At 68.6% G+C, this 13000-nt stretch carries 15 protein-coding genes, 1 pseudogene and 1 riboswitch; of the genes and pseudogenes, 7 read left to right on the top strand and 9 right to left on the bottom strand.

The genetic code is table 11. The features are described 5' to 3' along the window. Positions 1-52 precede the first annotated feature (52 nt). Positions 53-814 (top strand): SDR family oxidoreductase, encoded by a 762-nt coding sequence (locus ACIBEI_RS01095; protein ID WP_398883788.1) that lies wholly within the window; start codon positions 53-55, stop codon positions 812-814. A 363-nt stretch (positions 815-1177) separates the two neighbouring features. Here the strand turns inward: ACIBEI_RS01095 and ACIBEI_RS01090 are convergent. Then, a pseudogene (locus tag ACIBEI_RS01090) lies at positions 1178-1276 on the bottom strand (hypothetical protein); the annotation flags it as partial. 560 nt (positions 1277-1836) lie between these two features. On the opposite strand from ACIBEI_RS01090, the gene ACIBEI_RS01085 reads away from it, so the two are divergent. Then, positions 1837-2253 carry a hypothetical protein gene (locus ACIBEI_RS01085; RefSeq protein WP_364979169.1) on the top strand — a complete coding sequence of 139 codons (417 nt, stop codon included), beginning with the start codon at positions 1837-1839 and terminating at the stop codon, positions 2251-2253. 355 nt (positions 2254-2608) lie between these two features. On the opposite strand, the gene ACIBEI_RS01080 is transcribed toward ACIBEI_RS01085, so the two are convergent. From ACIBEI_RS01080 to ctaD, 5 genes are all read right to left on the bottom strand, one after another. Beyond that, positions 2609-4075 (bottom strand): membrane-associated oxidoreductase, encoded by a 1467-nt coding sequence (locus tag ACIBEI_RS01080; protein WP_398883785.1) that lies wholly within the window; start codon positions 4073-4075, stop codon positions 2609-2611. 99 nt (positions 4076-4174) lie between these two features. Further along, entirely contained in the window at positions 4175-4384 is a 210-nt protein-coding gene (locus tag ACIBEI_RS01075) for a hypothetical protein (protein WP_398883783.1), read from the bottom strand. Between the two features lie 93 nt (positions 4385-4477). Next, complete coding sequence (locus ACIBEI_RS01070; protein ID WP_398883782.1) at positions 4478-5308, bottom strand: DUF6192 family protein; 831 nt, start codon at positions 5306-5308, stop codon at positions 4478-4480. 126 nt (positions 5309-5434) lie between these two features. Then, positions 5435-5776, bottom strand: coding sequence for a hypothetical protein (locus tag ACIBEI_RS01065; protein WP_398883780.1), 342 nt, complete (start codon positions 5774-5776; stop codon positions 5435-5437). A 5-nt stretch (positions 5777-5781) separates the two neighbouring features. After that, entirely contained in the window at positions 5782-7464 is a 1683-nt protein-coding gene (ctaD, locus tag ACIBEI_RS01060; protein WP_398883778.1) for a cytochrome c oxidase subunit I, read from the bottom strand. Between the two features lie 106 nt (positions 7465-7570). On the opposite strand from ctaD, the gene ACIBEI_RS01055 reads away from it, so the two are divergent. Beyond that, the gene (locus ACIBEI_RS01055; RefSeq protein WP_398883776.1) at positions 7571-8134 is read left to right on the top strand and encodes an RNA polymerase sigma factor; all 564 of its coding nucleotides are present in this window, start codon (positions 7571-7573) and stop codon (positions 8132-8134) included. Continuing rightward, entirely contained in the window at positions 8127-9164 is a 1038-nt protein-coding gene (locus tag ACIBEI_RS01050) for a CU044_5270 family protein (RefSeq protein WP_398883774.1), read from the top strand. Before ACIBEI_RS01055 ends, ACIBEI_RS01050 begins: the two co-directional genes overlap by 8 nt. Here the strand turns inward: ACIBEI_RS01050 and ACIBEI_RS01045 are convergent, their stop codons facing one another. Both ACIBEI_RS01045 and ACIBEI_RS01040 read right to left on the bottom strand, forming a co-directional pair. Then, the gene (locus ACIBEI_RS01045; RefSeq protein ID WP_398883772.1) at positions 9165-10013 is read right to left on the bottom strand and encodes a bifunctional 5,10-methylenetetrahydrofolate dehydrogenase/5,10-methenyltetrahydrofolate cyclohydrolase; all 849 of its coding nucleotides are present in this window, start codon (positions 10011-10013) and stop codon (positions 9165-9167) included. Between the two features lie 20 nt (positions 10014-10033). After that, positions 10034-10120, bottom strand: a riboswitch (ZMP/ZTP riboswitch). 128 nt (positions 10121-10248) lie between these two features. Then, positions 10249-11103 (bottom strand): hypothetical protein, encoded by an 855-nt coding sequence (locus ACIBEI_RS01040; protein ID WP_398883770.1) that lies wholly within the window; start codon positions 11101-11103, stop codon positions 10249-10251. Positions 11104-11181: 78 nt separating this feature from the next. Between ACIBEI_RS01040 and ACIBEI_RS01035 the strand changes: the two genes are divergently transcribed. Next, positions 11182-11715, top strand: coding sequence for a MarR family winged helix-turn-helix transcriptional regulator (locus tag ACIBEI_RS01035; RefSeq protein ID WP_398883768.1), 534 nt, complete (start codon positions 11182-11184; stop codon positions 11713-11715). 21 nt (positions 11716-11736) lie between these two features. On the opposite strand, the gene ACIBEI_RS01030 is transcribed toward ACIBEI_RS01035, so the two are convergent. Next, positions 11737-12108, bottom strand: coding sequence for a nuclear transport factor 2 family protein (locus ACIBEI_RS01030; RefSeq protein ID WP_398883766.1), 372 nt, complete (start codon positions 12106-12108; stop codon positions 11737-11739). A gap of 186 nt (positions 12109-12294) precedes the next feature. On the opposite strand from ACIBEI_RS01030, the gene ACIBEI_RS01025 reads away from it, so the two are divergent. Together ACIBEI_RS01025 and ACIBEI_RS01020 are read left to right on the top strand one after the other, a co-directional pair. After that, positions 12295-12591, top strand: coding sequence for a hypothetical protein (locus ACIBEI_RS01025; protein ID WP_398883764.1), 297 nt, complete (start codon positions 12295-12297; stop codon positions 12589-12591). Between the two features lie 174 nt (positions 12592-12765). After that, on the top strand, positions 12766-12993 hold the full coding sequence (locus tag ACIBEI_RS01020; RefSeq protein WP_398883762.1) for a hypothetical protein: 228 nt from the start codon (positions 12766-12768) through the stop codon (positions 12991-12993). The last annotated feature ends 7 nt before the right edge of the window (positions 12994-13000 follow it).

Below are 13000 nucleotides of genomic sequence, written 5' to 3'. Positions count from 1 at the left end.
GCCGAAGGTACCGGGAGCCGGACTCCCGGGCCGAGCGATTTACGGAGCAACCATGACGACTCCCATCCTGGTCACCGGCGGTACGGGCACCCTGGGCAGCCACGTCGTCCCCCTCCTGCGGGAGGCCGGCCGCGACGTGCGGGTCCTCAGCAGACACGGCCGCGCATCCGGTGACGGCGTCGAGTATGTGACCGCAGACCTGCTCAAGGGCGAGGGCATCGAGGCCGCGCTGGCAGGAGTCGAGACCGTCCTCCACCTCGCGGGCGGTCCCAAGGGCGACGACGAGGCGACCCGCAACCTCGTGCGGGCCGCGTCACGCGCCGGGATACGGCATCTGGTGTACATCTCTGTCACCGGCGCGGACGCGGTCCCGCTGGGCTACTTCCGGGCCAAGCGCGGCGCGGAACGTGCCGTGGCCGACTCCGGCCTGCCGTGGACGACACTGCGGTCCGCCCAGTTCCATGACCTGGTCCTGAAGATGGCGCAGGGGATGACGAAGCTGCCCGTGATCCCGGTCCCGGGCGGACTCCGGTTCCAGCCGGTCGACTCCCGCGACGTGGCCGCCCGACTGGTGGAACTGACCCTCGCCAAGCCGGCCGGCCTGGTTCCCGACCTGACCGGCCCGACGGTCTACGCCCTGGCCGACCTGCTCACCACCTACCTGAAGGCGCAGGACAAGCGCCGCCCCATGCTCCCCGTCCGCATGCCAGGAAAGGCGGGCCGCGCCTACCGCGCAGGCAACAACCTCTCCCTCACGAACACCACAGTGGGCAAGCGGACTTGGGAACACTTCCTGGCGGAGCGGGTCGGCTAGGACTCGGCCGAGGTGGGTTCTGGAAGTCCGTACGGGGTCACATCGGCAGCGGATCGAAGGTCCAGACGGGACGGCTGCGGGCGTACGCGGCCGCGGTGAGAGGTGCTGCTTGCCCAGCGTCTCCGTGAGACCGGTCAGGGCCTCTGTCTCCATCAGATCTGCTTCCTGGCTTCTGCGTATGGGGCGCAGCTCCGCAGCGACTGCCACCTGCGCCAGCAGCGTCTGCGGATGGCGGGCCCCCAGCACCCGCGCCGCGCGTTGGGCGATGTCCTGTGCCAGTGAAAGGGCGTCCTCTGGACATTGGCCGAGACTCACATCCGTGGCGAGGTTGTGCGCGGCGCCGAGCGTCCAGGGGTGACTGACTCCGAGGGCTTCCACCAAGGTGTTCATGGCCTGCTCATCGAGAGCCCGTGCACCTGCCGGATCGCCGCCCACCCGTTGAGCCACCGCGAGGTTCGTCATTGCCCCTGCGGTGTAGGGGTGGCCGGGACCGAGCAGTGCCGAGCAGCGGCGTACGACGTTCTCGCACTGGGTCGTTCCGTCGCAGAGGTCGCCATGTGAGCGTTCCGCCGCCGCGAGGCTCGCGGCCGGGTACCCACCACACCACGTCGTACTGGGCGGCGAACCGGTGGGCGTACTCGGCAGCGATCTGTGTCTTCCCGATGGCCGGCATGCCCACCAAAGCGCACCGTGGCACGTTCCACCAAACCGGGGGCGATTCCGCGGGATACCGAGGAGCGCTGTCGCCGGTTTTGACCCCGCTGAGAAGCTGTGTCAGATCTGCTGATCTGTGACGCTCGGTACGCACGTGTTTCTGATGCTCGGCCGCCGTTGTCCGTGTATGGCCGTTGAGGCGGATACGAATCAGGGGCGCCGCGTCCCCAAAGCATCGTCTTCAAGCCACTCGCGCTGTTCGTCGCTTTCCCTTGGTGGAGTTCGCCCGGCTTCGCACGGACACCCATAAAGTTGGGTGCTTGATGGCTTCTGTAGCCTGCTGCCAGCTGTGTGTGGGGGGAGCTGGCGTGGTGAACATCCTTTCCGTGGCCATCGGGGCTGGTTTCGGCCTCATAGGGGCCGTGTTCGGGGCTTGGTTCACTGCGCGCCGGCAGGACCGCATGTGGCTGCGCGAGCAGAAGCTGAAGGCCGGGGTCGGCTTCAACACCGCCGTGGTCCAGCTCATCGACTACCTCCGGGAAACACGGCTGAGTGACGACGGTGCCGGGGCCAACGAACTGGTGAGCCGGATGCAGGAAGCCCGGTCAGCCCTCTACCTACTGTGCGCCGACGACACCGTCGATCTCGCCGACGCTCTCGCGCGTCGGGTCTGGAGCTCCCGGCCCAGCGAGGGCAGGGACGATCGCAGGGCAGAGCACAGGGAAACGGAGGATCTGCTACGCCGCTTCACCCATCAGCTCCGGCAAGAGATCGCCAGGACGTAGTCTCAGCTGGTTCTTCAATGGGAGGATCGGTGCAGACATTGCGGTTTGCGCCGGTGCTGACCGAGGAGATGACGCGGCCCGGCGGGTGATGCGCCTGGTCATGATGGTGATGGCGGCCCAGGTGATCAGTGAGTGGGTGTCCTTGAACCCGTAGCCCTGTCTGACTCCAGTTGACAAAATCAACCCATGAGTCAGCACTCGGTGTCCTTGGAGAAAATCGCGTTTGATGACTGGCAGGCCATTCACTCGTGGGCCTGTCTCCCAGAGGCTTGTCGTTTCCAGCCTTGGGGACCAAACACTGAGGACCAGCCACTGAGAGGGCGTTCTGCGAGGTTTTCGGGATTTCCAGAGCGGGTCATTGGCGGCTGACCATACGGGTCACGCCCGCGACGACCGTCGTCGCCAGGATCCAGCCGGTGATGATCAGGACGTACGACAACCATTGGTGCCAGCCGTCAGGGGCGAACGATGCCTCCTGACCGAAGTTGATGACCGGTAGGAGCAGGTCGAGGGTGTAGAACACGGAGTTGAAGTCAGGGGCCTCGTCCACCTTGATGGGGCGTGGGTGGTCCAGGCCGTACGCTATCGACCCGATGGTCATGAGGGACAGCAGCCAGACGGCCGCACGCAACGGGCGGAAGCCGTAGCCCACAGTGACGTCCTGGACGTACCCCCACAGCCGTCCGTACCAGGTGAGCGTGGCGCGTCGGCGGCGCTGCTTTGCGAGTTGGACGAGCCGGGCCGCGTCGTCGTCACCGATGTGGCGGTAGGCGGCCGTCAACTGCTCGTAGCCGTACGGCTCATACCGCTCACCGTCCCGCTCAAGCATCGGAAGGCGGCGCTCGGCGGGCTCGTGCGGGGTGAGTACGGTGTACGTGAGGTTGCTGAGATACACCTGATCCGGCAGCATCTCCGGTTCAAGGGTCAGGATCTCTATTTGAGAACGCCGTAGATTCAAGGCGCCCTCGATGCGATCACCGCTGCGCAGCCAGAGTTCACCGATGACACAACTGCTCGCCCGCAGTGCCGTGTCGCCCGGATGCGAGAGGCGGGCGTGGAGCAGGTCGAGACGGCCCGATATGCGCGATCCTCGGAGCTCGACACGCCCCTGCGCTCGAACGCACCGCGCCCGTACATGGGCTCCCACGTTGAGGTTCTGCGCGTCCAGCGCGGTGCCACCGGGCTTGCTGAACTCGGCGTCCTGAACGTTGATCCGCCCGGCGACGGAGGCGCCGGTGAGCCGTACCTGGCCGTGCGCGCGCATCTCTGGCGCCCACAAGTCGTCCCCGATCGCGGCCTGGTTGAGCTGCAGCACCGGCTCAGAGTCGTCCGGCGCCGTGAACTCCGCCCGCTCCATGAACAGCGCCCCGGAGATCTGCGCCCCACCGAGCCGCACCGGCCCCCGCATACGGCAGTCCGTCAGCCGCAGCACCCCCTCGACCCGCAAGGTCGCCGAGGTCAGGCCCGGCAGAACGGACTTGCTCAGATTGAGCTGGCGCAGCTGGGCACCGTACAGGTCGGGAGCACCGTCGAATTGGCAGTGGCTCAGCCGGATGGCGGCGTCGATCGTGGCGTACTTCAGGTCCAGTACGCCAGTGATCCGCGCCCCCGTGATCTTGAGCGCGGCGATCTCCCCCTCCTCCTGCGGAGCCTTGAGCAGCAGCGCCCGCAGCACACTCGCCCGTATGGTCCGCTCGGCGCCCCAGGTGTTGCCGAGCGCCGGATCCTCGTTCTCGGCGGCGCGGAAGTCCACGGACTCGCCTCGCGGAAAGGCCCGCCATATGCGTACCTCGGCCGGCGTCAGATCGTTGGTCTCACTCACGCCGGGACTCTGACGTGCTGCGTTCGGGCTGTCAACTGTCGTACGCAGCACGCCATGCTGTCCGACGTCTTCCCGCCCGGCTCCGGCCGAGCCTGGCCCCTACCTCATCGACTGCGAGCCATTGACTCCTAGGTCTGCGGGCTGCGACGCGGGTCGAGTAGTCGGCGGCAGGACGAAGAGACCGGGCTCGGATTCGGCGAGGATGCCTCGGCTGACCAGGCGCTTCAGCTCGGCCCGGACACCTTCGACGTGACGGGGCTCCGTCCCGGTGCCCAGCGCCTGGCAGACGTCCTTGTGGGCGAGCTGCATGTCCGCGCAGTCACACGCAGCGCCAGGGCGACTACGAGGGGCGCCTTCGACACCCGGCATGGATACGGAACGGGTGGCGGGACTCCCTGACGTTCAGCATTCTCGAAGAAGAATGGCGTACTGAAGACTCGGAGTGATGCCGTGAGGGCGCCGCGGCCAGGACAACGCCGCGGGGGCGAGGCGGATGGTGCGCGGTTGCCGTGTCCGTAGGCGTATGGGCCTGGGCTTGTTGTCCATCGCGGCCGGTTTGACGGGATGCGGTGCGGAACGCGGCGGCCGGGGAGGCCGGGTGAGACGGCGCGTCATCAGGGTGATGAAGGTCCAGATGATGTGGGTTTCGCTGTGGGAGATGAGCCGCTCGTAGTCGCGGACGTTTCTGCGGGCTCTCATGATCCACGAGATGGCCCGTTCAACTCGCCACCGCTTGGCGAGGACGGCGAAGCCGTCCTGGATCCAGTCGGTCGTCGCGCGGATCTTCTCCAAGTGGTTTTCCAACGCCTTCGTCTGGGTGTCGGTGAACTCGTGCCCGCGCAGCCTCGGGACCAGCCGCGCGGCCCCGGCGATGAACCCCTGGCAGACGGCTATCAGGTCGTTGAACTCCATCGACTTCCGCCAGCTGTGGACGATGTGGGCCGGGTCGTCGAAGGGCTCGCCCTCTTCGGCGAAGGCTTCCTCGTACTCCTCGTCGAACTGGTCGTCGTCGAGGCCGGCCTGCTCGAACTGGGCCTCGTTCACGTTCTCCCGGGCCTCGGCATCGCGCATGGCCTTGAACGCCTCCTCCGGCCGGCGCAGGAAGTCGGTGGCCACCTGCGCCGCCACCGCCTCGTCATCGCGCGCCAGTTCATGGATCGCCTCGCCCTTCTCCTGGGCGGTGACCGGGACCTGGATCGCTTCGGTCTTCCAGCCCACTGACTTCTTGGCCACTGCTTCGGCGTGGACGGTGGTCGTCCGAGCCTCGCCCAGATACCCCAACGGCCAACATGGCTTGCCGGTTGGGCTGATGAGCCGCCATGAACTGCCGAGGTCCATAGGTTGTTCGCCAGGACCAGGTCAGACACAGGAAACGGCCAGCACGGCCACCGCGGTCAGGCACGCCATCCCGAACAGCCACACCGCAAGCAGCCGTTGACTTAGTGTCCGATACGCCTCCTCGTACTCTCCCCGCAGTTCATCACCCCGCCGAACCGTCCGCCGCCAGGAAACCCGCGCAAATGACACGTACTGCTCCGTGAACCGCTCCTCGACCTCGGCCCGCTGACTGTCGGTGAGCCACCCGAACTGCCGGCTGAAGCGGCCTGCTTCGGCCCGCCCTTCACCCCGGGTGGCCTCGATCAGGAGATGGCCCTCCAGCTCGTCGATCAACGCCCGCGCGTCGACCGGTCGTTCGTCCATCGCCGTCACCGCAGAACCCTCTCCGGCGCAGGCAACTGCCCGGCCACGGCGCCGATTTCGGGGTGGTGCAGGTCGAACGCCGGGGACTCGGAACGGATCCGCGGCAGGACGAGGAAGTTGTGCCGCGGCGGCGGGCAGGACGTCGCCCACTCCAGCGAACGGCCGTAACCCCACGGGTCGTCGACCTCGACCTTCTTGCCGTACTTGGCGGTCTTCCACACGTTGTAGAAGAACGGCAGCAGGGACAGCCCGAGGACGAAGGAGAAGATGCTGGACACCGTGTTGAGGGGTGTCAGCCCTTCCACGGCCAGATAGTCGGGGATCCGGCGCTGCATTCCGTTCGTGCCCAGCCAGTGCTGGACGAGGAAGGTGCCGTGGAAGCCGATGAACAGCGTCCAGAAGGTGATCTTGCCGAGGCGTTCGTCGAGCATCTTGCCGGTGAACTTCGGCCACCAGAAGTGGAAGCCGGAGAACATCGCGAACACCACCGTGCCGAACACCACGTAGTGGAAGTGCGCCACCACGAAGTAGGAGTCCGAGACATGGAAGTCCATCGGCGGCGAGGCCAGGATGACACCGGTCAGACCACCGAAGGTGAAGGTGATCAGGAAGCCGGTGGCCCACAGCATCGGGGTCTCGAACGACAAGGACCCCTTCCACATCGTGCCGATCCAGTTGAAGAACTTCACGCCGGTCGGCACGGCGATGAGGAACGTCATGAAGGAGAAGAACGGCAGCAGCACACCGCCGGTGACGTACATGTGGTGCGCCCACACCGTCACCGACAGACCGGCAATCGCGATGGTCGCGCCGATCAGGCCCATGTAGCCGAACATCGGCTTGCGGGAGAAGACCGGGATGACCTCGCTGATGATGCCGAAGAACGGCAGCGCGATGATGTACACCTCTGGATGCCCGAAGAACCAGAACAGGTGCTGCCACAACAGGGCACCACCGTTCGCGGCATCGAAGATGTGTGCGCCGAATTTCCGATCCGCCTCCAGCGCGAACAGCGCGGCGGCCAGCACGGGGAAGGCGAGCAGCACGAGGACCGCGGTGAGCAGCACGTTCCACACGAAGATCGGCATGCGGAACATGGTCATGCCCGGCGCGCGCATGCAGATGATGGTGGTGATGAAGTTGACCGCACCCAGGATGGTGCCGAAACCGGAGAACGCCAGACCCATGATCCACATGTCGGCGCCGATGCCCGGCGAACGGACCGCGTCCGACAGCGGGCTGTAGGCGAACCAGCCGAAGTCGGCCGCACCCTGCGGGGTGAGGAACCCGCCGACCGCGATCAGCGAGCCGAACAGGTACAGCCAGTAGGCGAACATGTTCAGCCGGGGGAACGCCACGTCGGGCGCGCCGATCTGCAGCGGCATGATCCAGTTGGTGAAACCGGCGAACAGCGGCGTCGCGAACATCAGCAGCATGATCGTGCCGTGCATCGTGAACGCCTGGTTGAACTGCTCGTTCGACATGATCTGCGTGCCCGGACGGGCCAGCTCGGCGCGCATGAACAGCGCCATCACGCCACCGATGCAGAAGAACGCGAACGACGTGACCAGGTACAACGTACCGATCGTCTTGTGGTCGGTGGTGGTCAGCCGGCGGACGGCGGCGAGGCCCGGGCGGCGGCCCGCACGCGGGGGCGCGAGCGCCGCGGTGACAGTGTTGCTCTCCATACCCCGCCTGTGTCCGAGGCGCGTCCCGGCGTCACACTGAGGCGGAGCGACAAGGATCACCGCGTACAGCTGTGACGATCGAGGGACTGCCGGACACCTACGGAACATGAGCAACGACGAGACCTTCGCCGCTGCCTATCGCGAGCACTACTGGGCGGTCAGCCGGTACGTTGCGCGGCGACTGGACGGCCGGACGAGCGAAGTCGAGGAAGTGGTGGCGGAGGTCTTCACCGTCGCCTGGCGCCGCCGGTCCGACCTGCCCGACTCTCCCCTTCCCTGGCTGTACGGCGTGGCACGCAACTGCCTGTCCAACGCGGTACGCGGCTACGGGCGACGGCGGCGACTGGTCGACAAGCTCGGTCACGACGAGACCGCGCACGGCCGGCAGATCGTGGACAGCCCCGACTCGGAGCGGCCCGGCGCCTGGGTGCACGACGCGCTGGCCCGCCTTGCCCCCGCCGATCAGGAGGTTCTGCGGCTCAGCACCTGGGAGGAACTCGGCATCGACGAGGTCGCCGTGGCCCTCGGCTGCGGCAGCAGGGCGGCGGCGATGCGGCTGCACCGCGCCCGCCGCCGGCTCAGAGCCGAGATCGACAGCATGCGGCCCGCCGTGGCCGTCGGTCCCACGACGCCTCGCCGCGACACCCCGAAGGAGCAGCGCCATGGCTGACGAACTCGAACTGCTGCGCCGCGCCAACCCGGTGCCGTCCGGCGGCCCCCGCTTCGGCGACGGACCGCTGGGCCACGAGGCCGAGCGCCGCCTCAACCAGCTCATGGGACCGGCGACCGACGAGCGCCCGGGGCCGGGCCGTTTCCTGTCCGGCCGCAGCAGCCTCGGCCGGCTGCTGCGCGGCCCTCGTCCCCGCCGTACGCGTCTCGTGTGGGCCCTCGCGACGACCGCGGCCGTCGCCGTGACCTCCCTCGCGCTCCTCCTCGCGGGCCCGAGCACCGCCCCCGCGGTGGCCGCGCCGCGCCCGCTGGTCGTCCGGGCCGACTCCACCCCCGTACCGCTGGACCGGCTGGCCGAGAGTGCCGGCATGGCCGCGGCGGACGGTTCGTCCGGTCTGCGCAAGGGCACACATGTGCAGTCGTGGAGCATGGGCATGTCGGAGGACAAGCCTCCGATCACGCTCCCCGTGGAGCGGATCGTGCGCTGGAACGCGGACGACAGCCACACGGAACTGGTCGTCGCGACCGACCCGCGTCATCCGGGCCGGCCGGTCCTGTCCGACGCGGACGGCGATCCGGGCCTCGTCGACGACGGACACGTCATCAGCGAGCAGACCTTCCCGCCGAGCTGGAGCGACGCCCCGCCCGAGTCGCCGCCCCCGCACGACGCCGAGCGGCTGCGCGCCTATCTGCAGGACGCGCAGCACACCGACACCCCCCTGACCACGAGCGAACTGCTGGACGCCACAGGGATGTTGCTCGACACCTGGACCCTCGGCACCCGTGAGGACGCGGCACTCGCCCAAGTCCTCGCGGACGCCGACGGACTGCGGCCCGTCGGCCAGGTGACCGATCGCCTGGGCCGGAGTGGTCAGGCGTACGTGTACGACGACGCCGGGTCCCGCCGGATGCTGATCATGGATCCGGTCACCGGTGCCGTCCTCGGCCTGGAGAGCACCGCCACGGCCGCCGACCCCGAGTACGGACTCGAGGCGGGCGACGTCATGGACTATCGCGCGTGGATGCGCTGATCAGGCGCCGGTCTGCCGGGTGGCCGCCTCGACGGTCTGGGCCAGCAGCGTGGCGATCGTCATCGGACCGACCCCGCCCGGTACGGGAGTGATCAGCGAGGCCCGCTCCCGTGCGCTGTCGAAGTCGACGTCGCCGATGTTGCCGGGGTTGTAGCCGGCGTCGACGACGACGGCGCCGGGCTTGACGTCCTCGCCGCGAATCAGCCGCGGCCGTCCCACCGCGGCCACCACGATGTCCGCCTCCCGCACGACCGACGACAGGTCGGCCGTGCGCGAGTGGCAGTACGTCACCGTGGCGTCGCGGCCGAGCAGCAGCATGCCCACCGGCTTGCCGAGGATCGCGCTGCGACCGACCACGACGGCCCGCTTGCCGGCCGGATCGACGTCGTACTCGTCCAGAAGCCGCATGATCCCGCCGGGCGTGCACGACGCGAAGCCCGGCAGACCGAAGCTCATCGCCGAGAAGGATGCCAGCGTGACCCCGTCGATGTCCTTCTCCGGAGCGATCGCCTCGAACGCCGCGCGCTCGTCGATGTGATGACCCATCGGGTGCTGCAAGAGGATGCCGTGCACGGTCGGGTCGGCGGACAACTCGGTGAGCGTGCCGATCAGCTCGTCCGTCGTGGTCCCGGCTGGCAGAGCCACGTGCCGCGATTCGATACCCGCCTTGCGGGAACGGTTCTGCTTCATGCGTACGTACGTGACGGAGGCGGGGTCCTCACCCACCAGCACGGTCGCCAGACAGGGCGCCACCCCGGTGCGTTCGGTGAGGTCGGCCGCCCGCTTCGCCGTCTCCTCGACGATCCGACGGGCGGGACCGGTGCCGTCCATGAGCTGGGCCTGGGACATGAGCCACTCCTGAGCGTCGTAGATGATGCCCAGGCGCGCGGCGAAGACGTGTGCGTCGGGCCGCTCCCCGGTGGTACTCCACCTCAGCGCCAGTCACGGCCTGCCCCAACAGTACGCTCCGCTGGGGTGCGGTTGTCGTCTGCGGGCGGTCGGTGGCTGGTCGCGCAGTTCCCCGCGCCCCTTACGGGGGCGCGATGTCCGCAGCGCAATCGGCCGGTCCTGTCTCAACCGAGGTTCAGGCGTCCTCCTCGGGCCCGGCCGTCGGGTCCACGCCTGCCAGGAACCCGTTCGCCTGCGCCTCGATGCGTACGGCACCGATGGCCGCCGCCCAGCGCGCCACCTCGGTCGCGAGGGCCGCGGCTCCCGCCTCGTCGCCGCGGTCGCGGGCCAGCACGGCCAAGAGCATTTGCTGGGAGAGGGTGCCGGGGACGTTACCCGCCCGGGCGCCGAGAGCGGTCGCCCGGGTCCAGCGCTCGCGTGCCCGCGCGTGGTCCAGGTCGTCGTGGTCGTGGTCGCCGAGATGCCGCAGCGCCTCACGGGCGAGGAGGTCGTCGCCCGACTCCCCGGCGCTCAGGGCGAGTTCGTAGTGCGCGGGCGCCGCCTCACGCTCGGCGAAGAGGTTGTCGACGACCAGCCCGAGGTACATCCGCGCCCACCCCCGGCGCACATCGTCCTCCGCCCGCTCGCACAGCTCCCGCGCACGCTGCCGCAGCTCCGCCAGCTCGGCGGGATCCTTGCCCGCGGGCCCGAACCGGAACGTGCCGTCACCGAGGAGCAGCCGGACGTACGTGTGCCGCAGCCGTACGAAGTCCAGGTCCCAGAGGCCGACCGGCGCGGTCGGTTCGGCCAGTGCCTTGTCCGCGGCGGCGATCCGGGTGGCCGCGGTGTCCGTACCGCCGAACCAGTCGTGTTCGAGAGCGACCTCCGCCCCGGCCAGAGCGAGGGCCGCCCGGCCGTGCGGATCGGCCGTCGCGGCCGCGTCGAGGAGAGCCGAGGCACGCTGCCATCGTCCGGCCCGGGCGAGTTCACGCGCCGCGGCGACGACCTCGTCCACCGGAAGGACGGCTTGGGTCGTACTCGTCTTCGTCATGGCGAGGAAGGTAGTAATCGGAAAAACTATCCACAAGAAAACTATCGGGCGGTTGTCAGGACGTCGGGAGGAAAAGAGGTGGGCGACTCGGTCGACCGGCACGTCGCGCTCTGGTCGAAGGAGCTCGGCTGGATGGACCCGGTCAAGGAGGCGATCTTCGCGCGGCTCGCGATCCTGGCGCGGCACGCGGCGCAGGCCCGCCGGGACACTTTGGACTCCGACGGGCTCAGGCACTGGCAGTTCAAGGTGCTGCTCACCCTGCGCAGGCTCGGCCCGCCGTACGAGACGAGCCCGTCACGGCTCGCCGATCTGCTCGGTCTGACCCGGGGCGCGCTGTCGGCACGGCTCGGTCCGCTGGAGGACGCCGGCCTGATCACGCGTACGCACGACGCGGCGGACCGCCGCCGGGTCCACGTACGGCTCACCCCGGCGGGATACGACGCCTTCGAGCAGCACGCGGCCTCCGAAGAACATGGCGAGAACGCGCTGCTCTCAGTGCTGTCAGAAAGAGAGAAGCGGACACTCGCCGACCTGCTCCGGAAGCTGGTCGAGGCCGCAGAGGCCGCCCCGGCCGGGTCTGAGCCGAAAAGGTCCAGGTCAGACGGGTCGTGACCCGGACCCTCGGCATACCCCTTACGGTTCTTCGTCCCATGCCTGCAGCACCGTCTGGTCGACGATCTTGCCGTCGCGCAGCGACATCATCGAGTTCGCGAGCACCCTGGTGCCGTCCGCGTACTGACAGGACTCGGTGAAGGCGACATGGTCGCCCTGGATCACGCACTGTTCCAACTTGTGTGTCATGTCGCGGCTGTAGACGTCCTCGAGCATCTCGCTGATCTGCTCGCGGCCGTGCATGACCTTGGGGTGGCTGGGCTGGGTGTTGCGGTCGACGACGCGCAGCTCCGCGTCGTCCGCGTACAGCGACAGGAGCGCCGACGCGTTCTGGCCTTCGATGCCCCGGCGAAGGGCTTCGGTGTCGAAGCCGGGGCTTGCCGCAGTGCCCATGATGGACCTCCTTGTGGACCACTGGCGAAGACCGCGGCCCGGTACGGAGCGGGCCGTTGAGGGCCTCTCCCTCCGAGACTCCTCCGGCGCGGCGGCCACGGCAAGCGCAGGAGGGCCGATGCGCCTGTCGGGTGAGGGGCCGGGTGCGGCCGTGTCCGTGGGCGGCCCGCCACCGTTCCTGAAGGCATGACCTCAACACGACGTATCGTCGCCGCCGTTGGCCTCGCCATCGGCGTCACGGGACTTGCCGTACCGTCCGCGAGCGCTGCCACCACCCCGGAGACGGGAAAGGTGAACCCCATCGCGATGCTCGACTCGCTCGCCGTGAGCGACCTTCCCGCCGAGCACAAGGCCGAGATGCCGAGGGTCTCCGACCAGCTCGACAAGCTCAATGAGCTGAACGGCCTCTACCAGCTGGAGCAGCTCCACCAGGTGACCGACCTCGCGGCCCCCGCCATGGGACTGGTCGGGGCGTTCGAGTAGACCCGTCGCGTACCGAACGGCCCGGTCCGTCGGCGTGTGCCTCGTGGGGAGGCCCACGCCGACGTCTTTTTGTGCGGGGCAGGGGTGCGCCTTGACGTAATGCCCGGGTATTCGGGGGCCGGGGCAAGGCCCGCCCCGGATGCGCGTCCGGGCGGTCCGGGTGAGGCTGAGGGCATGTCGGAACATCCCGTAGTGGTCATGCACCCGCCGCAGGAGGAGGGCGGGCGGCGCGTGACGGTCCACGGCGAGCCGATCGGCGTCGCCATGAACCTCCTGGACGTCGTCGAGTTCCTGCGCCGCGCGGGCCTGGAGTTCGACGAGAACGAGGCCGCGGTGTCACCGCTCATCGAGTGGCGCGGCGGAGGACCGTCCTACTGGGGGCCGGAGCCGCGCCGACCCTGACGGCCGT

Origin of the sequence: Streptomyces sp. NPDC050988, from assembly GCF_044456225.1 — a bacterium.
Taxonomy (GTDB): Bacteria; Actinomycetota; Actinomycetes; order Streptomycetales; family Streptomycetaceae; genus Streptomyces.
Note: the sequence above shows the minus strand (reverse complement) of the source record. Positions and strands in the feature narration are given on the sequence as shown.